This window comes from Mesorhizobium sp. ISC11 (assembly GCF_037162595.1).
Lineage (GTDB): Bacteria > Pseudomonadota > Alphaproteobacteria > Rhizobiales > Rhizobiaceae > Mesorhizobium > Mesorhizobium ciceri.
This window is the reverse complement of the sequence record NZ_JAVSPW010000001.1, coordinates 4792182-4816454: the sequence shown is the minus strand read 5'-3', so window position 1 is coordinate 4816454 and position 24273 is coordinate 4792182. Positions and strand designations below refer to the sequence as shown.

Below are 24273 nucleotides of genomic sequence, written 5' to 3'. Positions count from 1 at the left end.
AATGAAATCGTCCTATATCTGGGAATGAAGGCTCTGCTTGCCGGAAGCCGTCGACTGAAGAATTCCTAGCTCATATGGGGCCTGCCGCATGTCTTTCAAACGCAGTATTGCCGCAGGCTTCGTGGTTTTCCTCGCCATTTGCGGCGTCATGTCGTCGGCGCGTGCCGAGCCGTTCAAGATCGTCGGCTTCGGTGACAGCCTGATGGCGGGCTATGGCCTTGGACCCGACCAGGGCTTTACCGACAGGCTGCAGGCAGCGCTTGGCGCCAAAGGCCACGACGTGACCGTCGCCAATGCCGGCGTCTCCGGCGACACGACGAGCGGCGGCCTGGCGCGGCTTGACTGGTCGGTGCCGGACGGCACGCAACTGGTCATCCTCGAACTCGGCGCCAACGACATGCTGCGTGGCGTCTCGCCCGACATCACCAAAAAGAACCTCGACGAGATGCTGAGCAAGCTGAAGCAGCGCAAGATTGCCGTGCTTCTGGCCGGCATGCGCGCCGCACCCAATCTCGGTCCCGACTACCAGAGCGCCTTCGACGCCATTTTCCCGGACCTGGCGAAGAAATACGACGTCGCGCTCTACCCGTTCTTTCTCGACGGCGTCGCCGGCCAGCCCGGCATGCAGCTCGAGGACGGCCTGCATCCGAGCGCACGAGGCGTCGACCAGATGGTCGAACGCATCCTGCCCACGGTCGAGAAGGTGATCGCGGCAGTGCCGGGCGATTCCTAGCGGGTTGGAACTGTTTCCGCCCGGCGAGCTTTTAACAGGGACTGTGGCCAACAAACCTCTTGCTCCGTTTGACTATCGATGATTCGCTATGGGTGACAGTTCGATTCGAGGAAGGGAGGCTCTTCATGCCGCGTCTTTTCACCGCCCTCGAAATTCCGCGTGACGCTGCCCTTTCGCTGTCCCTGCTGCGGGGCGGCTTGCCGGGAGCCCGCTGGATCGACGTCGAAAACTACCATCTGACGCTGCGCTTCATCGGCGATGTTCCCGGCCATGTCGCCGACGAGATCGCCAACGCGCTCGACCGCGTCCACCGCCCTTCTTTCTCGCTGGCGCTGACCGGCGTCGGCGCTTTCGGCCAGAAGAAGCCGCATGCGGTGTGGGCGGGCGCTTCCGCCTCGCCCGATCTGGCCGCCCTTCAAGGTGAGATCGACCGCATCTGCCAGCGGCTCGGCATCCCGGCCGACCCGCGCAAATTCATGCCGCATGTGACGCTGGCGCGCTTGCGCAATTCGACCCCGCTGGACGTTGCCCAATATCTGTCGGCGCGCGGCAATTTCTCGACGCTGCCGTTCCGCATCGGCCGTTTCGTTTTGATGTCGTCGCGCGATTCGGTCGGCGGCGGACCCTACATCGTCGAGGAAGCCTGGCCGCTGTCAGGCACGGACGCCCGCGCCTCCAGCCTTGTCGCCAGCGCCTCCGACGCCTCGCGGATCATGCGATAGGCGGAAGCGAAGGCTTCTGCCTCGTCATGATAAGGATCCGGCACGTCGCGTGCCTTTCCCTGCGCGAATTCCAGGAACAGATGGATGCGGTCCTGCACGGCCGCCGGCGCCAGCGCCTTCAGGTCGGCGACATTCGACCGGTCCATGCCGAGGATCAGGTCGAAACGGTGGAGGTCCTGTGGCGTGACCTTGCGCGCCCTCTGCCCGGAAATGTCGACGCCGTGCCGCATGGCGACCGCGATCGCGCGTCGATCGGGGGCAGAGCCGGCCTCCCAGTCACTGGTTCCCGCCGAATCGAGCAGGATATCCCGGGCCGACCCGCGCTCGGCCCAAACGGCGCGGAAGACACCTTCCGCCAGCGGCGACCGGCAGATGTTGCCGAGGCAGACGAAGAGAATGGAATTTATAGGCTTCGCGCTCATCGATCCGTCGCTATGGTGAGGGTCGTTTTCGAATAGCACAGGATAGGGACATGGCGAGAGAGAAACTGGGCAGGCAAGCCGCTGAAGCCGCATTGACGGGCCTCGACGGCTGGGCGCTGGCGGAAGACGGCGCCTCCATCAAGCGCACATTCACCTTCGCGAATTTCTCCGAGGCTTTCGCCTTCATGACCCGCGTCGCGCTTGCCGCCGAGGCGATGGATCATCATCCCGAGTGGTCGAATGTCTACAAGACCGTCGACGTGACGCTGAACACCCACGACGCCGGCGGCGTCACTGCGCTCGATATCGATCTGGCCACGAAAATGAACCGTTTTGCCGGCGCCTGAGGCCTGGCATCGCCTCGGCAGGCCCAAATCGGCACCGGCATCTTGTAGCGGGGGTCGGGTTTCACCACATTTTCCCCCGCGGGGCAGGCGCCGGATGCGCATGAGCCCCGCAAGGAGAGACTGATGGCGCAACAATCCGGTTTTGATTTCTTCGGCTTTGGCGGCAAGCCGTCAGACGAGAGCGAAGTGCGCGAGAAATTCTGGCGCACAGCCAAGAAGGCCGCGCGGCAGATCCCCTTCATGGAAGAGGTCGTGGCCGCCTATTATTGCGCCATGGACAAGAACACGCCGCTGCGCGCCAAGGGCATTCTGCTGGCCGCGCTCGGTTATTTCGTGCTGCCGGTGGATGTCATCCCCGACTTCGTCTTCGGGCTTGGCTTCACCGACGACATCGCCGTGCTCACCGCCGCGATCACCGCCGTCAGTGCCCATATCACCACTGCGCACCGGCAGGCCGCCAGGGACGCCATGGCCGAGAAGGGCTGAACACGCGCGCGGAACGCCGTTGAAGCCGGCTTTCGGCGACAGCGTAAAAAGTCAAACTCTTGCCGCTTTCGTGGCCTCCAAGTCGCCAAAGGGATGTCGCGCCACCCGCTCGCAGGGCGGCGGCGCGGGTATGGTGGCGGTTTCCTCGGGGTGAGGGTCCTTTTCTCTTCGGAAATTCACCGTTTGGTAACCCAGATTAAATCAAAATGAAGCGACGGGCAGGACGCCAAGCCGGCCTGCCTCCGCACCATTTGGAATACGGGAAAAGCGATGCGCGGATTGATTGCGATAGTTTCGAGTCTGGCCCTGGTGGCCGTGGCAGCGCCGGCACTGGCGCAGTCGGCGACCAAGATCGGCCAGCACAATGCCTGGGGCACCTACAGCTACCAGGCATCGGGCGGCAAGGTCTGCTATGTCCTGACCGTGCCGACCGACAAGCAGCCGCCCACGCTCGACCATGGCGATATGTTCTTCTTCGTCAGCCAGCGGCCCGGCCAGCAAGTGTCCTACGAGCCGCAATTCATTGCCGGCTACAATTTCCAGGAAGGCTCCAAGGCCACTGTGACCATCGACAAGAAGACGTTTTCGATGTTCACGCGCGGCAAATCGGCCTGGGTCGAGAATGCCGCCGAGGAGCCGGTACTGATCGCCGCCATGAAGACCGGCACCGACATGAAGGTGACGGCGAAGTCCGGCCGCGGCAATCCCACCTCCTATGTCTTCTCTCTGAAGGGCATTTCGGCGGCGCTGACATCGATCGCCAAGTGTAAATAGGCAAAGCTACTTTTTTTGAGAGAAAGGCCGGGCCGCGAAGCCCGGCCTTTTTTCTTTCATACTTGCCCCGGCCCGGCCTCCGCCCGGCGGCGCCGGATCGCCTCGGCGATGAAGACACGCGATAGCGCGTGATAGAGCGGCTCGTGCGAGATCATGCGCGCCGTGCCGTAGCCCAGCATCGAGGCCAGCATCAGCGCGATGACATTGTCGTGATTGCCGGTCATCTCCAGGATGATGACGAAGGCCGTCATCGGCGCTTGCACCACACCGGCGAAATAGCCGGCCATGCCGAGCAGTGCCGCCACCCCAGTGCTCGCGCCAAAGAGGAGGCCGAGCGAACTGCCGATGCCGGCGCCGACAGCCAGCGAGGGCGCGAAGATACCGCCCGGAATGCCCGAGATCATCGACAGCAATCCCGCCAGGAACTTTTCGGCGAAGAAGAACCACGGCAGCGGCGTGCCTTCGACGGCGCCCCGCGCCTGCACGTAACCGGTGCCGAAGGTCAGCCCGCCCGAGGCGATGCCGATCACCGCCACCGCAAGCCCGCAGATTGCGGCCACGACCAGGGCGCGCCGCAAAGGCTGCCCAGTGTTCCAGCGCCGGATCCGCCGCGTCGCCTTCAACGCCAGCAGCGAGAACAGCGCGCCGAACCCGCCGCCGATGATGCCGCAGGCAAGCACCAGCGGCCATTCGGCAGCAAACGAGATGGTGTCCCTGGCGACGCCAAAATAGGTGTAGTTGCCGAGCAGGCCGAGCGAAGCGAGACCGGCCAGGATCACCGCCGTCAGCACCAGCCCGTTGGTTCGCGCCTCATAGGTGCGGCCCATCTCCTCGATGGCGAAGACGATGCCGGCCAGCGGCGTGTTGAAGGCGGCGGCAATCCCGGCGGCCGACCCGGCCAGGATCAGACCCCGGGCCTGCACCATGCCGCCCCAGCGTGCCGCCTGCAGCATCAGCGACGCGCCGACTTGCACCGTCGGACCCTCGCGGCCGATCGAGGCGCCGCAGAACAGGCCGACGATGGTGAGCATGATTTTGCCGGCCACCAGTTTGAGGGACAGGATATGGCTGCGGTCCTCGTCGTCACGCAGATGGCGGGCGGCGATCGCCTGCGGAATGCCGCTGCCTTGCGAACCGGGAAAGAAGGTGTGGGCAAGCCAGGCGCACAGCACGAAACCCAACGGCGTAATGGCAAGCGGCAGATAGAAACGCCAGCCGCCTGCATCTCCTGTCATCAGTTGAAACAGTTCCTGCGCCCTGTCGGCCAGCACCGCGAACAGCACGCTGATCACACCGATGCCAAGCGCGCCCGCCCAGAACACCAGGCGCGGCTGCCAGACCCGCCGTGAGCCCCACATCGCGCGCGAACGCCGCAGCATGGGATATTTTCGCGATGTGCCGGCCATGTCTGTCCTCGAGCGGGGAATGTTTCGGCCTAACACAGCTGGGCAGTCTATTAAACTAGCGCCGGAAAAACCTGTCGTTGGCGCTCGCCTGAGTGCCAGGCGGAAGCATCGCTTCGGTGAAAGGTCGACCCCCACTCCGTCGAGCTACGCTCGACGAAGTGGGGGAAGCCATCAGCCAAACGCGCTGCCGCCGCAAGACAGGCATTATCGGGAGAGAAATGCCCGCCATGACGAGGGGCGGTGCCGACGTCGTTCCAAGGCGATCGTAGATCGTAAAGCTAGCTGAGCATGACTCTGCCCTCAACCTGTGCTATGCGCCGCGCTTCCTTTCCGGCACGATGCGTGAAATCGGCCGCAAACCGCTTATATCAGTGCAACCATGACCCTTTCATTCGATCTCACCACTGACAGCGCCCGCGACGCGTTGCGTGCCCGCTCGGCACAGCCCGAAAAGCAGTCGCTGATCGGCCTGACGCGGATCGAACTCGCCGAGACTCTGGTTGCATCAGGCGCTGTGCCCGAGCGCCAGGCGAAAATGCGCGCCCAGCAGCTGTGGCACTGGATGTATGTGCGCGGCGTCTCCGATTTCGCCGGCATGTTCAACATCTCCAAGGATCTGCGTGCTGAGCTCAACAAGCATTTCACCGTCGCCAGGCCCGAGATCGTCGAGGAGCAGATTTCCGCCGACGGCACGCGAAAGTGGCTGTTCCGCTTTCCGCCGCGCGGCGCCGGCCGGCCCGTCGAGATCGAAACCGTCTACATTCCCGAAGAGGGTCGCGGCACGCTGTGCATCTCCTCCCAGGTGGGCTGCACGCTGACCTGCTCGTTCTGCCACACCGGCACGCAGAAGCTGGTGCGCAATCTGACGGCCGAGGAGATCCTCGCCCAGCTGCTAACCGCCCGCGACCGGCTCGGCGATTTCCCTGACCGCGACACGCCCGACGGCGCCATCGTGCCGGCCGAAGGCCGCAAAGTGTCCAATATCGTCATGATGGGCATGGGCGAGCCGCTTTACAATTTCGAAGCGGTGAAGAAGGCGCTGCTGATCGCTTCCGACGGTGACGGCCTGTCCCTGTCGAAGCGGCGCATCACGCTGTCGACCTCCGGCGTCGTGCCGGAAATCTTCCGCACCGGCGAGGAAATCGGCGTCATGCTGGCAATCTCGCTGCATGCCACCAATGACGATCTGCGCGACTTGCTTGTGCCGATCAACAAGAAGTATCCGCTGAAGGAACTGATCGCCGCCTGCCGCGCCTATCCGGGCCTGTCGAACGCCAAGCGCATCACCTTCGAATATGTGATGCTGAAGGACGTCAACGATTCCATCGAGGACGCCAAGGGACTGATCAAGCTGCTCAAGGGCATTCCGGCCAAGATCAACCTGATCCCGTTCAACCCGTGGCCGGGCACCAATTACCAGTGCTCGGACTGGGAGACGATCGAGAAATTCGCCGACTACATCAACAATGCCGGCTATGCCTCGCCGATCCGCACGCCGCGCGGCCGCGACATCCTCGCCGCCTGCGGCCAGCTCAAATCCGACTCCGAGCGCATGCGCAAGGTCGACCGGCTGGCTCTGGAAGCGATGATGATAGCGGGGCACGGCGAGGCGTGAACCGCCCCTTCGCCTGGCTAAGACGCCTCGCCATCATGGCGGTCGGCTATATCGCCGCCGTGCTGACCTCGATCCTGGTGCCGGTGCTGCTGATCGCTCTTCTGGAAGGCATCGAAGACGGCAACTGGTCGATCATTTTCGCCTTCGACTGGCTTGGCTCGTTCCCGCTCGCCGTGTTGACCGTAATGATCGGCGCGCTGTTGATCGTCGGCCCGGCGCTCTTTGTCGCCGAACGGTTTTCACTTCGGGGATGGTTCTACTTCGCCGCCACCGGTGCGATCACGTCCATCGCCTTTGGCGTATCCATGCCGCGCTCCGCCAGCAGCTTTGTCTTCAATCCGGGCTTTCTGGGTTTTCTCGCCACCGCCGGCATCGCCGCCGGTTGGATCTACTGGCTTCTGGCTGGACGCAGGTCCGGCACAGGCCGGAATCTGGGCCGGGATTGATGGCGCGTCTCGTCGGCTACCTCATCCGTTTCACCGTCATCCTGTTCGGCTATGCCGTCGCCTCGCTGGCGGCGAGCGCCTTCCTCAACATCCTGTTCCTGGCATCGCTCGGCTACACGCCGGAGCATGCACATCCGACGGCGACGGCTTCCCTGTATTTCTCAATTCCCTTCGCCGCCCTGTTCGTCGCCTATTTCGCCCTGATGCCGGCCTCTGTCGTCATCCTGCTTGCCGAAATCCTGGGCCGGCGCGACTGGCTGTTCTATGCGCTGGCGGGCGCGGTGGTTGCCGGTGTTTTCCTCGGGCTTGCCGACCACAGCGGTGACAGCGCCTTCGCCGTCAGGGACACCAGCGCCATCATGGCCGTGATCGGCAGCGGCATGGTCGGTGGTATCTTTTACTGGCTCAGCGCCGGGCGCTGGGCCGCAAGCTGGTGGCAAGGCGAACCAGGCTCAAAAGAAGATGGCCATACAGGATGACGGCGCCTACTTTGCCTGCGCCGTCAGGATCTTGAGGGCGAAGGCGGAGAACACGCCGGCAAAGAGATAGTCGACCACCCGCGTGACGCGCGGGCTGGCCTTCATCGCCGCCGAAAACTTTTCCGCCGCCAGCACCATCGGCACCGTCACCGGCACCGACAGCACGATGAACATCAGCCCAAGGAAAAACAGCTTTCCCGGTGCGTTCGGATCATGCGCGGAGACGAACTGCGGCAGGAAGGTCATGAAGAACAGGATGATCTTCGGGTTGAGCAGATTGACGCCGAGGCCCGCCGCCCAGCTGCGCAACAGCGAAATCTCGGGGCCTGTCTTCTTTTCCGGCGAAAAGGCCGAGCCCCTGGTGATTGCCTGCCAGGCCAGGAAAACGAGGTAGCCGGCGCCGAAGATCTTCAGCACGAAGAATGCCATCGGCGAGGCGACGATCAGCGCCGAGACGCCGACCACCACCAGCGTGGTGTGGATCAGCGTGCCGCACAGCGCGCCGGCCATCGAGGCAAAGCCAGTGGCACGGCCCTGGCTCAGCGTGCGCGAGACGAACAGGGTCATGTCCGGCCCCGGCGTGATCGCCAGGATGACCGTGGCGATGGCGAACTGGATCAGCGTGGTGGTGTCTGGAATGAACGACATGAGCGGCCCCGGGGAATTGGGAGGCCTATACAGGATGCGCCATGTCGACGCCAGACACAGCAGCGATCCGATCTCGATCCAGCAGGCGTCTGCACGGCATTCGCTGGGCGCCGGCCGCGGCAGTCCTATGCCTGCCTGCTCAGCCGTATCCTCGCTGGCTCCTCCGCGAAGAGTCGATCGTTGCGGACATCGGTGTCCCCGGTGATCTGGTCGATGGGCTTCGGCCGGCCGAGAAAATAGCCTTGCGCCTCATTGCAGCCTTCGACCTGCAGGATGGTGAGCTGGACATGTGTCTCGACGCCTTCGGCGAGCACCGGAATGTCGAGGCTGCGGCCCAGCGTCAGCACCGCCCGGATGATGGCCTTGGCCTGCGGGCTTCGCTCGACATCGGCCATGAATGAGCGGTCGAGCTTGATCTTGTCGAAGGGAAACGAGCGCAGCGTATCGAGCGATGAATAGCCAGTGCCGAAATCGTCGATCGCGATCGTCACCCCAAGCGCCTTGACCTGGCGCAGGACATGCAGCGTGCGCACCTTGTCGGCGACGATCGTCGATTCGGTCAACTCCAGCTCCAGCCGTTTCGGCGACAGCCCGGTCTCGATCAGGATCTGATGGACGAGCTTGGCGAGATCGGCATGAGCGAACTGCACCGGCGACAAATTGACCGCGATCTTGTGGCCATTGCCCCACGAGGCCGCCTGCCGGCACGCGGTCCGCAGCACCCATTCGCCTATCGCCATGATCGAGCCGTTCTCTTCGGCAATCGGGATGAATTCGGCGGGCGGGATCATGCCATGCACGGGATGGGTCCAGCGCAGCAGCGCTTCGTAGCCGCAGGTGGCGCCGGTCGGGACCGAGGTCTGCGCCTGATAGTGAAGCGAAAGCTCGCCGCGGTCGATCGCCTGGCGAAGGTCGGTGGCCAAGGCGCGGCGCGCCCGCGCCGTCTCGTCCATGGCGGATTCGTAGAAGCAGACGGCTCGCGTCACGTCGTTCTTCGCCCGGTACATGGCAAGGTCGGCGTTGCTGACCAACCTTTCCCGATCGGCTCCGTCGCGCGGATAGACCGCGACGCCGATGCTGGCGCCGGCGGCGATCTCGAAATCGTCGAGCCGCAACGGCTCGAACAGGGATTTCTCCAGCCTCGAGACCATGCCGAGCAGGTCCTTCTGATCCTTGAAGCGCTTGATGGCGGCGAACTCGTCACCGCCGAGCCGTGCGACGAACTCGCCCTCGCCGGTGAGTTTCGCCAGCCTGCGGGCAACGATCTTGAGAGCCTGGTCGCCGGCCGCGTGTCCCCTGAGGTCGTTGATCTCCTTGAAGCGGTCGAGATCGATGACGATGACCGCCGCCATCGTGTCCTCGCCCTCGCATGCCCGGTCGATCTCATGGTCGAGGCGGTCGTTGAAGGAGACCCGGTTGGGAAGGCCGGTAAGGGCGTCGTTGAGAGCGAGATGCTGAAGCCGCTCGAAACTCTCCAGTCGGCCACGCTCATCGATCAGGTAACTGGCGAAGCCGGTGGCCGCGACGATCAGGCCGACCACGGCGACGGCGACCGCCATTGCCACCAGAATATCGGGATTGGTGCCTGTGCTGATGAAAGACAGCGGCGTCACCGCCACCGCGGCCATCGCCGTGAAATGCAGGCCGACGATCGCCAGCACCAGCAGCCCGATGGCGAGATAATGCGACCAGCGGTATGGCCGGCGCACGGCATGGCCGACGGCCAGGGCGGAGAACACCGCCGAGATGACCAGTGAGGCCACGACATAGGAGCCGTCCCATTCGACGATGCCGGCAACGTGATAGGCCATCATACCGGTGTAGTGCATGGCCGAGATCGCCAGGCCGACGACGACGCCGCCCCATTCCGGGGCCAGCCGCCGGCTCTTGCCGGATGCGAGGGTGAAGCCCAGCCCGGTGCCGACGATGGCGATGACCAGGGACGCCATGGTCAGGACCGGATCGAAGGTGATCGGCGCGCCGGGCTGGTAGGCCAGCATGGCGATGAAATGGGTGCACCAGATCGACGAGCCGGCGGCGACCGCGGTCAGGAACAGCCAGCCCTTCATCTGCACGCCGGTGGTTTTCCTCGAACGGTCGAAGAGGCCGATCGTCACCCAACAGCCGGTGACGCACATCAGCGCCGCCAGGAGGACAAGCCACAGATTATGCTCCGTGGCGATGCATGATATAACGCGCATCGAGAGTCGCCCAAGCCCGAGGAGCCCGCGATGTGCGAGCAAAAGCTGCTCCGGCATCGACATGCGAACCAGGACAACTCTGTCCTGCTTGCTTAGCGTGGCCGCATGAAAACTTGATTAAATCCGCCAGTCGAATGCATCCTATGATTGTAGCAGGTTGTTTCCCAGAGCATGGCCCCGAAAAGCGGGCCGGCTTCTCGGACAAACGATTTTTTCGTTTATCCAGACATCATGCCCGCCGCCTGCCTCACGCTGGATCGGCAGTCTGGCACGTGCCTGCGATCGCCTGCCAAGCAAGGAAGGCGAGATAGCCGGCGCCAAAGATCTTCAGTGCGAAGAAGGCCATCGATGAGGCGGCGATTAGCGCGACCACCGCCAGCGTGGTGCAGATCAGCGTGCCGCACAGCGCGCCGGCCTTGAGCGCATCGATCATCGGCGCATCTCGCGCAAACCCCGGCGCGAGGCCGGGGCTGTTGGTACCAAGACAGGCGATGATGCCGGAAGCGGAACGTAGGACCCAGCTTAGCCCCCGAAACTTCTCACCCCGTTGGGTCGCATGGTGTCCATCGTCGCCCCGTTGCGATCTTCGTCAAGCAGCGAGTTGCTGCCGAAGCTGGCGCGCACGCCGATCAGGAATGCGTGGCTTGAATAACCCGACGCGGAGACCGTGGTCCGCTCGAACTGATAGCGTCCAAACAGCGACCACGGCGTGTCGTCGAAGCGGTATGTGGCCTGAACGGCGGCGTCAAACATGTCCTCGTTGGAGCCCACGAGCGTTCTGTGGAAATCGAGTTCGGCATCCAGGCGAAAATTCTTCTGGACGAAATAACGCGCGACGCCGCGGACACCCCATTGGCTGAAACGTTCGATATCGAAATGTTCGGAATCGAAGGTGAACTGGCCATAATAGGCTTGGCCGTAAAGGGTCAAATTGCCGAGATAGACTTGGGCTTCCGGGCCCACCTGATAGTCGTACACACTTACGTCGCGAAGGAAATTGGAGCCATAGGATTTGTAGGCAGCGAAAACGCCAGCCGCAAAACTGTCGGGATCGCGATAATAGCCATGGATCGCGGCGCCGGTGCCATCCAAATGAAAGTCGTCCTGCCAGATGCGATCGTAAGTGAGGTCGCCTTGCAGGTTCCAGCGCCCGGCAAACGGAATGTTGACGCGACCTGCACCACCGCCGGCCCGGACCGTGTCGTCATTGCCGTCGGGAAACCTTAGTCCGCCAAGGTAAAGTTCGCCGTAGCCGGAGATATGCGGCGTGACCACCGTTTCTTCTGCGATCGGCTGCAAGATGTCGGCCGCGTAGGAAGACGTCGCCACGACCAATGACGCGACGACAATAGGAAAACGTTGCATGTGACCCCCGAGTATTCCGAATATACTGACGCAGCTAACACGCGGAAGGTCCTAAAAGTAAAAAGAAATGGACGCGACCGCTCGACTTGGCCGATTGCAGCCAAGGTGCAGCATTTCTGCAACGAAAGCTTGTCTTCGGCCGCTAAAATCAAGTGCTGCCGCATCTTTCGCGTGTCTGAAGCACGCGCGGCGCTGTAACGCCAGCGTTCCGAGCCGGGTTGACGGCGAAGTTCTCAGAGGACTGAAAGAGATAAATCGGAACCCACGCGATCAGCCAAGCCACAACAGCGAAAGCTCGTTATCCGCGTTCGTCACCCCTGCCGTGCGCCGTTCATCTCTTGCGCAAGCCGGAAACCCCGTGATACTCGCGCGCCAAGAACTCCTGTCGCGGAACCGCCAAATGTCCAAAACCAAAGACATCAAGAAAGTCGTGCTCTCCTATTCCGGCGGTCTCGACACATCCATCATCCTGAAATGGCTGCAGACCGAGTTCGGCGCCGAGGTCATCACCTTCACCGCCGATCTCGGTCAGGGTGAAGAGCTGGAACCGGCGCGCCGCAAGGCCGAGATGATGGGCATCAAGGACATCCGTATCGTCGATGTGCGCGAGGAATTCGTCGCCGACTTCGTCTTCCCGATGTTCGCGCCAACACCGTCTATGAAGGCACCTATCTGCTCGGCACCTCGATCGCCCGGCCGCTGATCTCCAAGCATCTGGTCGATATAGCGCGGGAAACCGGCGCCGATGCGATCGCGCATGGCGCCACCGGCAAGGGCAACGATCAGGTTCGCTTCGAGCTCTCGGCTTACGCACTGAACCCCGACATCAAGGTCATCGCGCCGTGGCGCGACTGGACGTTCAAGTCGCGTACCGACCTGATGAATTTCGCCGAGCAGCACCAGATCCCGGTGCCGAAGGACAAGAAGGGCGATGCACCGTTCTCGGTCGACGCCAACCTCTTGCATTCGTCCTCCGAGGGCAAGGTGCTGGAAGACCCGTGGGTGGAGCCGCCGGAATTCGTTCATCAGCGCACCGTTTCGCCGATGGACGCGCCGGACAAGGTCACCGAGATCGAGATCGAGTTCCTGAAGGGCGATCCGATCGCGCTGAACGGCAAGAAATTGTCGCCGGCAACCATGCTGGCGACACTCAACGATCTTGGCCGCGACAATGGCATCGGCCGGCTCGACCTGGTCGAGAACCGCTTCGTCGGCATGAAGTCGCGCGGCGTCTACGAAACGCCAGGCGGCACCATCCTGATCGCCGCCCACCGGGCCATCGAATCGATCACGCTCGACCGAGGTGCGGCCCACCTCAAGGACGAGTTCATGCCGCGTTACGCCGAGCTGATCTATAACGGCTTCTGGTTCGCGCCCGAACGGCTGATGCTGCAGGCGATGATCGACAAGAGCCAGGAAGACGTCGAGGGCACGGTGCGGCTCAAGCTCTACAAGGGCAACGTCATGGTCACCGGCCGCAAGTCGAAGAAGACGCTTTACTCCGATGCGCTGGTCACTTTCGAGGATGACCGTGGCGCCTATGACCAGAAGGACGCCGCCGGCTTCATCCGCCTCAATGCACTGCGGCTGAGAACGCTGGCAGCGCGCAACCGCGCCAAGTAGGGCGGATGCGCGGTTTCGGTCGCTGCCTGGCGCCGCTGGTTGTTCTGGCGACGCCGGCCGCCGGCCAGGAGTTCGACCCCGCCTCTCTTGACCTTCCCGCGCTGATCGAGTGCAGGGCGGACGTTCCGACTTACAACGACTTTGCCCTGTGGCTGTTCAGCGCACCGGGTGCCGTTGAAACGCTTGGCTGGAAGGAGGTTGCCTCCGCCAATCCGTTTCTCAGCCAATACGAACTGCCGGCCAAAATCCGCGTGTTCAACCGCGAGACAGGATCGATCGTGTTTACCGCTGCGGGGCCGATGGCCGTGCTCGACGGCGTTGCCGCGCCGGAGCTTGCAAAAGAACTCGACGTCATGGCCGTGTTTTCCACGCCGCAAAAATTCCTTGGCGAAAAGGTCGTTGTCCAAAGCACCGAAGAGTCGGAAGGATTGACCTTCTCCACCGACGTCAAGCTCAACGTCTCGACCGTCGAGTCCCATCCCGGCAAGACCCTGGCCGGCTGCTCCTACACGCTCGAAATCAAATAAAAACCCGGCATTCACGCCGGGTTTTCGATCAAGTCAAAAAATGGCCGGGGCCTTCTGCCCGGTGCATGTTCCGTCAATCGCCGTCGATCGCCGTGGCAATGCGGGCGATGGCCTGCTGATAGACGCTCGCGGAATTCCAGCCGGCAATCGCGCCCATATTCGCACTCGCGCTCGCGCCTGCCCGCCAGCCATGGCCCTTGAGGAAGTTGGCGGTGGAAGCCAGCGCCGTGCCCTTGTCGCGCAGGTTTCCGCCGCCGACGCCATATTTCAGGACGTTTCCTGGCAGGAACTGCGTGTGTCCGATCTCGCCATGCGCGGCCCCGACCGACGAGGCTGTCAGCGCCCCGCGATCGACCAGCTTCAGGGCGGCGATCGCATGCGGGTAGAAGAACCCCGGGCGGCGGCAATCATAGGCAAGCGTCAAAATCGCAGAGACGGTGTTCTGGTTGCCCATGGCCGAACCGAAGCCGGTTTCCATACCCCAGATGGCCAGCAACACGCCCGGCGACACGCCGTAATTCGCTTCGATCTTGGAGAACAGCGCCGCATTCGACTTCTTCAGCGACCGGCCCTTGGAGATAATCGCCGCGCCGCCGCGCCGCCGCATGAAATCGTCCACCGAGCCGCTGAAGGCCTTGTGAATGCCGCGGTCGACTGAGATGGTCTTTGTCGCGTAGTTTGCCCCGGCCAGAGCGGCCAGCCCCTTGGCGCCTACACCTTCCGACCTGGCCTGCGCGGCAAAGTCCTGCTTCCAGGCCTCGAAGCCGGCGCCGGTCTTGCCGCAGCTGGCCGCTGCCTGTGCGCCCGTCGCCAGCGCAAGCACCGCCACCACGGCCGCTGCAAACATCTTTCCCTTGGCAAGAATTGCCATGTTGATCTCCTGGTTGCCTGAATCACGTCCCAATTGCGAACTTGCCAGCGAAACGCGCACTTGTCACTGTCACCGCTGCAATGCTGGCGAATGCCGTGGAATTTGCCTAGGATCAAGTGATTATTGTGGCAAGGGGGCTGCATGCAAGACGTTGATGTCGTCATCATCGGCGCCGGCTCGGCGGGTCTTGCCGCTGCCAAAACCCTGCAGGCGGCGGGGCTTTCCTTCACGCTGCTCGAAGCGATGGACCGAATCGGCGGGCGAGCCTGGACCAGCGACCAGCATTTCGGCGTGCCTTTCGACATCGGCTGCGCCTGGCTGCATGCCGCCGACCGCAATCCCTATTTTCCCGAAGCGCAAGTGGCAGGCTGGACGTTGCATCATCACGACATGAATGTCGATCATCTGTACTACCGCGAGCGCAAGGCGAGCGAAGCGGAAGAAGCCGACATGAAGGCCGCCGACGCCAAGCTGTTCGAACTGCTGGCCAGGCATGAAGTGAAGGACGGAGATGACGATCGTCTTTCGGCGCTGTTGGCAAAAGGCCATGCGCCGCGCGCCGCCGCCACCTTCGCCGGGCCGATGGATTTCGGCGCCGACGAGGACGAAATCTCGATCCTGGACTTCCAGGCCGCCGCCGATCTCGACCCGAACTACTTCAGCAAGGAGGGCCTTGGCGCGCTGGTGGCGCGTTTCGGCGCCGGCGTGCCGGTCGAACTGTCGACGCCGGTACGCAAGATCCTGTGGGACGTGCCCGGCGTCGCCTGCGTCACCGATCGCGGCACCGTCCGCGCCAAAGCGGTGATCGTGACCGCTTCGCCAGCGGTGCTCGCCTTCGAGGAGATCGCGTTCTCGCCGGCCCTGCCCGACACCCATTTTGGCGCCTTCTTCGACCTGCCGATGGGCATGCTGACCAAATTGCCGGTCGAAATATCGGGCACAAGGCTCGGGCTGCAGCCCTTCGACGACCTGCTGATCGAACGGATGGCCAGGCACGACATCTATTTCCTGTGCTTCCCGTTCGACCTTGACCTGATGGTCGGCTTCGTCGGCGGCGATTTCGCCTGGGAAATGTCGGCGGCCGGCGAGGCGGCCGGCATCGACTTCGTCGTCGACCGGCTGTGCGGCATCTTCGGTGGCGATACGCGCAAGCATGTCGGACGCGCCATGATGACCAATTGGGGCGGCGAGCGCTTCGTGCGCGGCGCCTACGCCGCCGCCCGCCCTGGCCGTTCACTGGCGCGCGCCGCGCTCATGCAGCCGGTGGCCGACAAGATCTTCTTCGCCGGCGAGCACTTGGCCGGCCCGCTGATGCAGACCTGCGGCGGCGCACGGCTGTCGGGCGAAGCGGTGGCAAGACAGGTTGTCGCCCAACTTGCGGCCAAATAGCTTCAGGAAAATGTGGAACGCCGCGCGGCTGTTCGCGTTGGGCACGGGCCGCCGTGAACATCTATGTCACCTCCGGTGAATTGAGACCGACATGAAACTCTTCGACTGCCCGCATTGCGGCCATCGCATCTATTTCGAGAACGCCCAGTGCCTGAACTGCGGGAACCCCGTGCTCTACGATCCCGAGCACGCCTGTTTCGCGCTGGCCAGCGCCGACGGCATCTTCCAGTGCACCAACGCCGATGAATGCGCCTGCAACTGGATGGCCGAGCCCGGACACGCCTTTTGCCGCGCCTGTGCGCTCAACCAGTTGATCCCGGATCTCTCCGTCGACGGCAACCGCCGCCGCTGGATCCGTGTCGAAGCGGCGAAGAAGCGCGCCATCTATTCGCTGCTGGCCTTCGGGCTGCCGGTGGCGCCCAAGCAGAACCCCGCCGACGAGATCGGGCTGGCCTTCGACTTCCTCGCCGATCCGATCGGCGGCGGCCCCGGCGGCGAGCGGATCCTGACCGGCCACGACAATGGCCTGATCACGCTCAACGTCGCCGAGGCGGATTCGGCCGAGCGCGAAAAGCGCCGCGTCGAGATGGGCGAGAACTACCGCACCTTGCTCGGTCATTTCCGTCATGAGCTTGGGCACTATTATTGGGACCGCCTGATCCGCGACGATCCGCACCGGCTCGAAGCTTTCCGCGCACTGTTCGGCGATGACCGCGCCGATTACGAACAGGCGCTGAAGGCCTATTATGCCAATGGTGCGCCGCCCGACTGGCAGCAAGGCCACATCTCGGCCTATGCGACCTCGCATCCATGGGAGGACTGGGCCGAGACCTGGGCTCACCACCTGCACATCACCGACACGCTGGAAATGGTGCACGCACTGAACTTTCCGCTCGGCCGGCTGGAGACGGTGGAGGCCAACGACTTGCCGCGCGGCGACACCGGCGGCGAATTGCAGGCGGCACCCTCGGAGCCGCCGACCGCGCCCGAGCCTTTCGAAAAGATCCTTGCCCGCTGGCTGGTGCTGTCGGAAGCCTCCAATTCGATCAACCGCTGCATGGGCCTGCCGGACCTCTATCCCTTTGTCATTTCGGACGTCACGGCGCGGAAATTGGACTTCGTTCACGAACTTCTGACCGATTTGCCTGGAGAACAGGGAACAAATCGTGAGTTGGCACAGGCGCTTTAGCGGGAACGCATGAGCTGCTGCCCCGTTTTCGCTGGCGAGGGACCATGAAAACGGAGAGAAACCATGAAATCCCTGTTGTTTCCGGCGGTCGCCGGAATGCTGACCGTGATGTCGGGCGCCGCGTTTGCCGACACCGCCGTCTCAGCCGTCACCGACCTTAACGTGCGCGCCGGACCCGGCCCGCAATACCCTGTCATCGGCGTGCTCGCCGCCGGTCAGTCGGCAACGCTCAATGGCTGCATCGAAAACAGCAAATGGTGCACCATAGCCGAGGCCGGCGGCCAGGGCTGGGTCTATTCCGACTATGTGACGGCCGATATAGGCGGCAGCCGGGTGGTGCTGACGCAACGGCGCGCCAGCGTTGCTGTCGTCTCGCCGCCGGAGGACATCGGCAACTACTCGACCGATTATACCGGCGCGATCATCGCCAGCGATCCGGTCGTGGATGACTTCCCGCCGCCCCCGGCTGAAGTCCGCACCTATGTAGACACGCATCGCCTCGATCCCATCTATCTGGAAGGCGAAGTGGTCACCGGCGCGACCCTGCCCGACACCGTCGAGCTGCGCGAGATTCCGGACTACAATTACCGCTATGTCTATGTGAACGGCCAGCGGGCGCTGATCGATCCGCAGACCCGGCGCATCATGTACGTCGTGCGCTGACGACAATTGGCATAAGCGGCCGCTGCCACAGCAGCGGCCGCCGGCAGGCGGCACCGCAGCGTCGCCTCTTCTGCGCCGACGCTGCTTTGAGGGTTGCGCTTTGCGGAAAACGATTCCGATTTTCCGGGCCATCGATTAGTCAATAGGCGATGACTTTGGCAAAGGAGCCCGCGTGACCATCGATCCGGCCGCCTTCGAGCGCTACAGGCATTCGCCGAACGCCAGGACGACCTTGCCGCGCCTGTTGCTCGGAACGGGGATCGTCGTCCTTTTTTGGGCAGCAACCACCGTGGCCGTGCTGGTCGGCGGCACCTATGCCTTCTTCGCCCGGCAGGCGGCCCCATCATCCGGCATGCAGGGTTTCCTCGCTTCGCCCATCGGCATTCTCACCGCGCTCGTCTCGTTCGCCGGCATCTGGATCGGCCTGTGGGTCGCGATGCGCTGGGTGCATGGCGAGAAGCTGTCGGCGCTGCTCGGCAACAGCCGGCGTGTTTCATGGTCCGGCTTCCTCAAGGGGCTGATCGCGGTGCTGATCACCTCGTTGATCTCCGAAATCCTGCTCTATCTCTTGCAGCCGCAGATCGCGCGCGGCCCGATCAGCCTGTCGTCCTGGCTGCTGTTTGCGATCCCGATCGCCGCGCTCACTCTGTTGCAGACCTCGTCGGAAGAGTTGCTGTTTCGCGGCTACCTGCTGCGCGGGCTGGCCAGCCGGTTCAAGAGCCCGTTCATCTGGGCGCTGCTGCCGGCCCTGCTGTTCACCTCGCTGCATTGGAGTGCGAGTTCGTCGCCAGCCATCAACGCCTGTGTGCTGGCGTCGATCGCCGCTTTCGCGTTGCTGCTGACGCTTGTCGTTTACGCAACAGGCAATCTCGGCGCCGCGCTGGGTGCTCATCTCGGCAACAACCTGACCGGCTTCCTGCTGATCTCGCATCAGGAAAGCTACAATTCCTTCGCCCTGTTCAACGCCAGGCCGCTCGAGGGACCGGGCTGGGCAACGTCGGATGCGGTTCTCATCGCCTTCATCGGCATCGCCTGCAGCCTGCTGACCATCGGGCTGCTTTTGCATCCGCGCTCGCCGCTCAAGGTCGCCGCCGAGCTTCCGGACCGCGCGAGCACGGCCTGAATGCGGGTCCGGGAACGACGCTACCCGGCCCTTGTCTTGACTCTTGCGCAGATTTCCTGTCTACACGCCCCGACTTCCGCGACGAGTATCCCTCCGAGCAAGCCGACCAGGACGCCGAAACCTCTTTGAGGTGAAGTGCTGTAAATCGATCCTGGAGGCCAACACCCGGCAGCGCTGAGCGCCCCCGGGTGCTTTTTGGTTTTGGCTTTTGCTTGGACTTTTGGTTGGACACTGGGCGCGAACGCATTACCTCTCGGGCACCATCCGGGTGCCAGGGAAAAGGAAAACGAATGTTTGAATCGCTACAGGAACGTCTTGGTTCGATCCTGAACGGCCTGACCGGCCGCGGCGCGCTGTCGGAGGCTGATGTCTCGGCGGCGCTGCGCGAGGTGCGCCGTGCGCTGCTCGAAGCCGACGTGGCGCTGGAAGTGGTGCGCTCCTTCACCGACAAGGTGCGCGAGAAGGCCGTCGGCGCTGCCGTGGTCAAGTCGATCAAGCCCGGCCAGATGGTCGTCAAGATCGTTCATGACGAACTGGTCGACATGCTCGGCGCCGAAGGCGTCGCCATCGATCTCAATGCCCCGGCGCCGGTCGTCATCATGATGGTCGGCCTGCAGGGTTCCGGCAAGACGACCACTTCGGCCAAGATCGCCAAGCGTCTTTCCGAGCGTCAGAACAAGAAGGTCCTGATGGCCTCGCTCGACACGCGGCGCCCCGCCGCGCAGGAGCAGCTTCGCCAGCTCGGCGAACAGGTCAAGGTCGCCACGCTGCCGATCATCGACGGCCAGTCGCCGGTCGACATCGCGCGCCGCGCCGTGCAGGCGGCCAAGCTCGGCGGCCACGACGTCGTCATCCTCGACACCGCCGGCCGCACCCATATCGACGAGCCGCTGATGGTCGAGATGGCCGACATCAAGAAGGTATCGAGCCCGCACGAAATCCTGCTGGTCGCCGATTCGCTGACCGGCCAGGACGCCGTCAACCTGGCCAAGAGCTTCGACGAGCGCGTCGGCATCACCGGTCTCGTGCTGACCCGCATGGACGGCGACGGCCGTGGCGGTGCTGCCCTTTCAATGCGCGCCGTCACCGGCAAGCCGATCAAGCTGATCGGCACCGGCGAAAAGATGGACGGGCTGGAGGAATTCCACCCCAAGCGCATCGCTGACCGCATCCTCGGCATGGGCGACATTGTCTCGCTCGTCGAAAAGGCCGCCGAGAACATCGACGCCGAACAGGCGGCGGCGATGGCCAAGAAGATGCAGTCGGGCAAGTTCGACCTGAACGATCTCGCCGGCCAGCTTCAGCAGATGTCGAAGATGGGCGGCATGGGCGGCATCATGGGCATGATGCCCGGCATGGGCAAGATGAAGGACCAGATGGCCGCCGCCGGTCTCGACGACAAGATGTTCGGCCGCCAGCTCGCCATCATCTCGTCGATGACCAAGGCAGAGCGCGCCAATCCCGATTTGCTCAAGCATTCGCGCAAGAAGCGCATCGCTGCCGGTTCCGGCACCGACGCGGCCGAAATCAACAAGCTGCTCAAAATGCATCGCGGCATGGCCGACATGATGAAGGCGATGGGCGGCAAGGGCAAAGGCGGCGGCCTGATGCGCGGCATGATGGGCGGCCTCGCCTCCAAGATGGGCCTCGGCGGCATGATGCCCGGCGGTATGGGTGGCATGATGGGCGGCGGCATGCCGGACCTGTCGAAGATGGACCCCAAGCAGCTCGAAGCCTTGCAGAAGCAGGCGCAGGCAGCCGGCCTAGGCGGCGGCATGAAAGGCCTTCCCGGCGGCGGTGGCCTGCCCAGCGGCATGCCAGGTTTGCCCGGCGGCATGAAACTTCCCGGGCTTCCCGGCCTCGGCGGTGGCGGGCTGCCCGGCCTTGGCAAGAAGAAGTGAGGACGCCATGAACGAAGAAAAGGACATGGCCGACGCCCGCGCCCTCCTGGCAGATTACCGGGCGTCGATCGACAACATCGACGCAGCCCTCATCCACATGCTTGCCGAGCGCTTCCGCTGCACCAAGGCGGTTGGCGTGCTGAAGGCGACTCATGGCTTGCCGCCGGCCGACCCGGCACGCGAGCAGCAGCAGATCGCCCGGCTTCGCCAGCTGGCGAAGGATGCCCATCTCGACCCGGATTTCGCGGAAAAGTTCCTCAACTTCGTCGTCCGCGAAGTGATCCGCCACCACGAACAGATCGCCGCTTCCAACGGCGTGACGAAAACCAACTGAAACCCAATCAACGAACTTAGTTTTTAGGAGAAAAGAAATGCCCTTGAAGATCCGACTGGCCCGTGCGGGCTCAAAGAAGCGTCCTTACTACCACGTCGTCATTGCCGACGCCCGTTCGCCGCGTGACGGCCGGTTCATCGAGTCCATCGGCTCGTGGAACCCGCTGCTGCCCAAGGATGGCGAACGCGTCAAGGTCGACGCCGACCGCGTCAAGCATTGGCTGGCGCATGGCGCCCAGCCGACCGACCGCGTGCTGCGCTTCCTCGACGAGGCCGGCCTTGTCAAGCGCGACGCCCGTTCCAACCCGAAGAAGGCCGAGCCGGGCAAGAAGGCGCAGGAACGCGCTGCTCTTCTGAAGAAGGCGCAGGAAGATGCCGCTGCTGCCGTTGCCGCCGCCGCGGCTGCACCGGCCGAGGCGGAAGCCGCAACCGCCGAATAAGTATTTGCTCTATCGCATCCAGGAAAACGGCGGGCCATGTGCCCGCCGTTTTTTCATTCGACCCTGTCTGTAAAAGCCGCCCGGTCAATAGCCGCGCGGGCAGCGGTCAATATAGACGCGGCCACGGCTATCGCGGTAGCGGCATTCGCCACGCTCGCTCGCCCGGCCGATCAGCGCGCCGGCAACAGCGCCGACGGCACCACCGACGACGGCGCCTTCAACCGGATCGCCGGCGACCGCCGCACCGACGGCAGCGCCACCGAGGCCGCCTACGGCCGCGCCTTTTTCCGTTTGCGAACAAGCGGCGAGCGGCACCAGCAGCGCCATCAAAAGCATCGTTTTCTTCATCGTCGTTCCTCTCCGATAGGAGCCGCCTCCGCCGCCGGGCGAATCTCTAACTCGCAACTCGACGATTCGATCCCTGAGATATTGCCCGGCAAAGGGTTCAGGCTTCGAGCCGAAAGTGGTGCTTCGATCCGGATCTAACGGCTGAACGGGATCAGCGCGCGGAGCCTGGGATCGCGCAGATACAGGCCACCCCACAGGATAATGCCGAGATAGACGCCGAACAGAATGTGCGAGAACAGCGGGTTGTCGACGCGGACATTGGTGGCGATGGCGCCGCCCATATAGGCAGTAAGCAGGATGGCGCCGAGCACCGAGGTGCGCGGCAGCGCATAGAGAGCGGTCGAGATCAGGCCGATGACGCCAAGCATGCGCGCGACATTCGGATCGGCCGGCCAGCCAAGCGGTACCATCGTCTGGACGACGATATCGAGCGGCGGCAGCTTGATGGCGCCGTCGAAGATCATGAACAGCACGATGACGCCGCTGAGCGCGCGGCCGGTCCACAAAGCGCCCGGCGAGACGGGCGCGGTTTCGGAAATGCTCATGATGGTCCCTCCTGATGGTTCTATTCCCTTCTTGCTGGGGTCGAACCAAGGACGTGGCATGGAGCGGCGATCCGACAGCGGGGCGGATTCTTTTAATCCCGCTAAGCCCGCGCGCCTTTGCCTACGAAAAATAGAACTTTTCCGCCGGGATCATCTTCGGCGGCGTTTCGCCAAGCGCCTCGAACACCGAGATTTCGCAGACACGGCAGAGGCTGTCGAGAGCGAGGTCGTTGGCTTCGGTGCCGAACGGATCCTCGAGCTCTTCCGACAGCGCGTCGAGGCCGAAGAAAGTATAGGCGATCAGCGCGGTGAACAGCGGCGTCGCCCAACCGGTGCTCGAGATCAGGCCGATCGGCAGCAGCAGGCAGACGATATAGGCCGTGCGATGCACCAGCAGCGTGTAGGCGAACGGCAAGGGCGTACCGGCGATCCGCTCGCAGCCGGCCTGGATGGCCGCGACCGACGCGAGCCTCTCATCGAGGATACGAAAGCCGATCGTGTCGACGTCGCCCGCCAGGCGCTGCGCATTGGCACGCCGGCCCATCCGCCTGACCATCTCATCCGCCGGATTGGAAAAGGCTGCTGCCTTGTCCGCCTCCGCGTCGATGAAGGCACGGGCATCCTTCATGCTGTCGATCTTGCGCAGCTGCCCGCGCAGGAAATGACAGAAGGCGAGCGCTTCCATCAGCAGGGCGCGCTGTTCAGTCTGGTCCGGGATGAGGCTGGTGGTGGCGCGTGCCAGGTTGCGCATTTCGAAGACCAGCGCGCCCCACAGCTTGCGCGCCTCCCACCAACGGTCGTAGGCGGCGTTGTTGCGGAACGAGAGATATATCGACAATGTCACGCCGACCAGGCCGAAAGGCGTGATGTTGAAGACGCTGAAATCAAGCTGGAACCGGCGCGCCGCGGCCAGGACGATCGCGGAATAAAGCGCGAAGCCCAATATTTGCGGCAGAATGCGTGGCACGACCGAACCGCGCATGATGAAGAACAGCTGCAGGAATGTGGGGCGCGGGCGAACGATCATCGAAGGCCTTTCACGGACCGGCACTGGCCCTCAGCTTCTCTATTGTGCGATGCGACAGCTCTGCAAGCCCAGCCGCCAGCGACATCGCCATGTCGTCCTTGCAGCGCCTGGACTATCGGCACGCGCCGGTCGCGGATATTGAAGAGCACGTGGGCTGCGGCCCGTTTTTTGCAGGCGAGGGAAGACAGATGGCCGGCGAAACCGATCTCAAGACACTGCTGGCGTCGATGACACCGGAGCTGCTCGCCGGCGCCTATGTCTTCGTCACGCTGGCACCCGGCGTCCCTCAGCCGGAAGGCGTTGAGCCGGTGATGGTGTTTCGCGAGCGCGAGGGTGTGACGCTGATCGTGACCGAGGAGGAGGCCAACGCCGCGGCACTGACCGCTTCGTTCCGCTGCCGGATGCTGACGCTGAACATCCATTCGTCGCTGGAAGCCGTCGGCTTCCTCGCCGCCATCACCACGCGCCTGGCCGCCGCCGGCATGGGCGTGAACCCGGTTTCGGCCTTTTATCACGACCATCTGTTCGTTCCCGCCGATAGGGCGGAGGAGGCACTGAAGCTGCTGATCGGGCTGGCCGAGGACAACCGAGTGTAGCGCATCGGCGAAGCTGCCGATCTCCCCCTCGTGGGGGAGATTGGCCTTCATCAA

Annotated in this window: 27 protein-coding genes and 1 pseudogene; 18 read left to right on the top strand and 10 right to left on the bottom strand. The window is 63.5% G+C overall.

Annotated elements, in window-relative coordinates:
* The first annotated feature begins 88 nt into the window (after window positions 1–88).
* Complete coding sequence (locus tag RPF88_RS23385) at window positions 89–733, top strand: arylesterase (RefSeq protein ID WP_024504016.1); 645 nt, start codon at window positions 89–91, stop codon at window positions 731–733.
* A 125-nt stretch (window positions 734–858) separates the two neighbouring features.
* The gene (gene thpR, locus RPF88_RS23380; RefSeq protein ID WP_013528819.1) at window positions 859–1455 is read left to right on the top strand and encodes an RNA 2',3'-cyclic phosphodiesterase; all 597 of its coding nucleotides are present in this window, start codon (window positions 859–861) and stop codon (window positions 1453–1455) included.
* Here the strand turns inward: thpR and RPF88_RS23375 are convergent.
* Window positions 1359–1877, bottom strand: coding sequence for a low molecular weight protein-tyrosine-phosphatase (locus RPF88_RS23375; protein ID WP_013528818.1), 519 nt, complete (start codon window positions 1875–1877; stop codon window positions 1359–1361). The two genes, thpR and RPF88_RS23375, sit on opposite strands and share 97 nt — an antisense overlap.
* Window positions 1878–1927: 50 nt before the next feature.
* Between RPF88_RS23375 and RPF88_RS23370 the strand changes: the two genes are divergently transcribed.
* The 3 genes from RPF88_RS23370 to RPF88_RS23360 all read left to right on the top strand — a co-directional run bounded on the left by RPF88_RS23370 (window position 1928) and on the right by RPF88_RS23360 (window position 3484).
* Window positions 1928–2224 (top strand): 4a-hydroxytetrahydrobiopterin dehydratase, encoded by a 297-nt coding sequence (locus RPF88_RS23370; protein WP_013528817.1) that lies wholly within the window; start codon window positions 1928–1930, stop codon window positions 2222–2224.
* Window positions 2225–2347: 123 nt separating this feature from the next.
* Window positions 2348–2710: a YkvA family protein gene (locus RPF88_RS23365; RefSeq protein WP_013528816.1), complete on the top strand. Its 363-nt coding sequence runs from the start codon at window positions 2348–2350 to the stop codon at window positions 2708–2710.
* Window positions 2711–2980: 270 nt separating this feature from the next.
* The gene (locus RPF88_RS23360; RefSeq protein ID WP_013528815.1) at window positions 2981–3484 is read left to right on the top strand and encodes an invasion associated locus B family protein; all 504 of its coding nucleotides are present in this window, start codon (window positions 2981–2983) and stop codon (window positions 3482–3484) included.
* 56 nt (window positions 3485–3540) lie between these two features.
* Here the strand turns inward: RPF88_RS23360 and RPF88_RS23355 are convergent, their stop codons facing one another.
* A complete protein-coding gene (locus RPF88_RS23355) occupies window positions 3541–4890 on the bottom strand; it encodes a chloride channel protein (RefSeq protein ID WP_024504018.1) in 1350 nt (449 codons plus the stop codon).
* A 379-nt stretch (window positions 4891–5269) separates the two neighbouring features.
* Between RPF88_RS23355 and rlmN the strand changes: the two genes are divergently transcribed.
* From rlmN to RPF88_RS23340, 3 genes are read left to right on the top strand one after another with little or no spacing between them, the layout of a single operon-like run.
* The gene (gene rlmN / locus RPF88_RS23350) at window positions 5270–6505 is read left to right on the top strand and encodes a 23S rRNA (adenine(2503)-C(2))-methyltransferase RlmN (protein ID WP_024504019.1); all 1236 of its coding nucleotides are present in this window, start codon (window positions 5270–5272) and stop codon (window positions 6503–6505) included.
* Window positions 6502–6951, top strand: a complete 450-nt coding sequence (locus tag RPF88_RS23345; RefSeq protein ID WP_127368614.1) for a hypothetical protein — start codon at window positions 6502–6504, stop codon at window positions 6949–6951. Before rlmN ends, RPF88_RS23345 begins: the two co-directional genes overlap by 4 nt.
* A complete protein-coding gene (locus tag RPF88_RS23340) occupies window positions 6951–7430 on the top strand; it encodes a hypothetical protein (RefSeq protein WP_024504021.1) in 480 nt (159 codons plus the stop codon). Before RPF88_RS23345 ends, RPF88_RS23340 begins: the two co-directional genes overlap by 1 nt.
* Window positions 7431–7436: 6 nt before the next feature.
* Here the strand turns inward: RPF88_RS23340 and RPF88_RS23335 are convergent, their stop codons facing one another.
* The 4 genes from RPF88_RS23335 to RPF88_RS23320 form a co-directional block, all read right to left on the bottom strand.
* Complete coding sequence (locus RPF88_RS23335) at window positions 7437–8078, bottom strand: LysE family translocator (RefSeq protein ID WP_127296353.1); 642 nt, start codon at window positions 8076–8078, stop codon at window positions 7437–7439.
* Window positions 8079–8203: 125 nt separating this feature from the next.
* Complete coding sequence (locus RPF88_RS23330; RefSeq protein WP_337123287.1) at window positions 8204–10279, bottom strand: putative bifunctional diguanylate cyclase/phosphodiesterase; 2076 nt, start codon at window positions 10277–10279, stop codon at window positions 8204–8206.
* Window positions 10280–10526: 247 nt separating this feature from the next.
* Complete coding sequence (locus RPF88_RS23325) at window positions 10527–10712, bottom strand: hypothetical protein (protein ID WP_411909233.1); 186 nt, start codon at window positions 10710–10712, stop codon at window positions 10527–10529.
* Between the two features lie 89 nt (window positions 10713–10801).
* Entirely contained in the window at window positions 10802–11644 is an 843-nt protein-coding gene (locus tag RPF88_RS23320) for a hypothetical protein (RefSeq protein ID WP_337123286.1), read from the bottom strand.
* A 400-nt stretch (window positions 11645–12044) separates the two neighbouring features.
* Between RPF88_RS23320 and RPF88_RS23315 the strand changes: the two are divergent.
* Together RPF88_RS23315 and RPF88_RS23310 are read left to right on the top strand one after the other, a co-directional pair.
* Window positions 12045–13267: pseudogene (locus RPF88_RS23315) on the top strand (argininosuccinate synthase).
* Window positions 13268–13272: 5 nt separating this feature from the next.
* Complete coding sequence (locus RPF88_RS23310; RefSeq protein ID WP_337123285.1) at window positions 13273–13794, top strand: hypothetical protein; 522 nt, start codon at window positions 13273–13275, stop codon at window positions 13792–13794.
* Window positions 13795–13867: 73 nt separating this feature from the next.
* On the opposite strand, the gene RPF88_RS23305 is transcribed toward RPF88_RS23310, so the two are convergent.
* The gene (locus RPF88_RS23305) at window positions 13868–14665 is read right to left on the bottom strand and encodes a lytic murein transglycosylase (RefSeq protein ID WP_013528807.1); all 798 of its coding nucleotides are present in this window, start codon (window positions 14663–14665) and stop codon (window positions 13868–13870) included.
* Between the two features lie 141 nt (window positions 14666–14806).
* Here RPF88_RS23305 and RPF88_RS23300 point away from each other — a divergent pair, with 141 nt between their 5' ends.
* From RPF88_RS23300 to rpsP, 7 genes are all read left to right on the top strand, one after another.
* Window positions 14807–16054, top strand: a complete 1248-nt coding sequence (locus RPF88_RS23300; protein ID WP_013528806.1) for a flavin monoamine oxidase family protein — start codon at window positions 14807–14809, stop codon at window positions 16052–16054.
* 91 nt (window positions 16055–16145) lie between these two features.
* The gene (locus tag RPF88_RS23295) at window positions 16146–17243 is read left to right on the top strand and encodes a zinc-binding metallopeptidase family protein (protein ID WP_024504028.1); all 1098 of its coding nucleotides are present in this window, start codon (window positions 16146–16148) and stop codon (window positions 17241–17243) included.
* A gap of 63 nt (window positions 17244–17306) precedes the next feature.
* On the top strand, window positions 17307–17906 hold the full coding sequence (locus RPF88_RS23290) for a DUF1236 domain-containing protein (protein WP_027162879.1): 600 nt from the start codon (window positions 17307–17309) through the stop codon (window positions 17904–17906).
* A 172-nt stretch (window positions 17907–18078) separates the two neighbouring features.
* Complete coding sequence (locus tag RPF88_RS23285; protein WP_013528803.1) at window positions 18079–19029, top strand: CPBP family intramembrane glutamic endopeptidase; 951 nt, start codon at window positions 18079–18081, stop codon at window positions 19027–19029.
* 290 nt (window positions 19030–19319) lie between these two features.
* Window positions 19320–20930: a signal recognition particle protein gene (gene ffh, locus RPF88_RS23280; RefSeq protein WP_024504031.1), complete on the top strand. Its 1611-nt coding sequence runs from the start codon at window positions 19320–19322 to the stop codon at window positions 20928–20930.
* A 7-nt stretch (window positions 20931–20937) separates the two neighbouring features.
* Window positions 20938–21264 carry a chorismate mutase gene (locus tag RPF88_RS23275; RefSeq protein ID WP_013528801.1) on the top strand — a complete coding sequence of 109 codons (327 nt, stop codon included), beginning with the start codon at window positions 20938–20940 and terminating at the stop codon, window positions 21262–21264.
* Window positions 21265–21301: 37 nt separating this feature from the next.
* Window positions 21302–21703 (top strand): 30S ribosomal protein S16, encoded by a 402-nt coding sequence (gene rpsP, locus RPF88_RS23270; RefSeq protein ID WP_013528800.1) that lies wholly within the window; start codon window positions 21302–21304, stop codon window positions 21701–21703.
* 84 nt (window positions 21704–21787) lie between these two features.
* Here rpsP and RPF88_RS23265 read toward each other — a convergent pair whose 3' ends face one another.
* The 3 genes from RPF88_RS23265 to RPF88_RS23255 all read right to left on the bottom strand — a co-directional run bounded on the left by RPF88_RS23265 (window position 21788) and on the right by RPF88_RS23255 (window position 23623).
* The gene (locus RPF88_RS23265) at window positions 21788–22051 is read right to left on the bottom strand and encodes a YMGG-like glycine zipper-containing protein (protein ID WP_013528799.1); all 264 of its coding nucleotides are present in this window, start codon (window positions 22049–22051) and stop codon (window positions 21788–21790) included.
* A 134-nt stretch (window positions 22052–22185) separates the two neighbouring features.
* Window positions 22186–22596, bottom strand: coding sequence for a DoxX family protein (locus RPF88_RS23260; RefSeq protein ID WP_013528798.1), 411 nt, complete (start codon window positions 22594–22596; stop codon window positions 22186–22188).
* Between the two features lie 121 nt (window positions 22597–22717).
* Complete coding sequence (locus tag RPF88_RS23255; RefSeq protein WP_337123284.1) at window positions 22718–23623, bottom strand: bestrophin family protein; 906 nt, start codon at window positions 23621–23623, stop codon at window positions 22718–22720.
* Between the two features lie 188 nt (window positions 23624–23811).
* On the opposite strand from RPF88_RS23255, the gene RPF88_RS23250 reads away from it, so the two are divergent.
* On the top strand, window positions 23812–24219 hold the full coding sequence (locus RPF88_RS23250) for an ACT domain-containing protein (RefSeq protein ID WP_013528796.1): 408 nt from the start codon (window positions 23812–23814) through the stop codon (window positions 24217–24219).
* Window positions 24220–24273 lie beyond the last annotated feature (54 nt).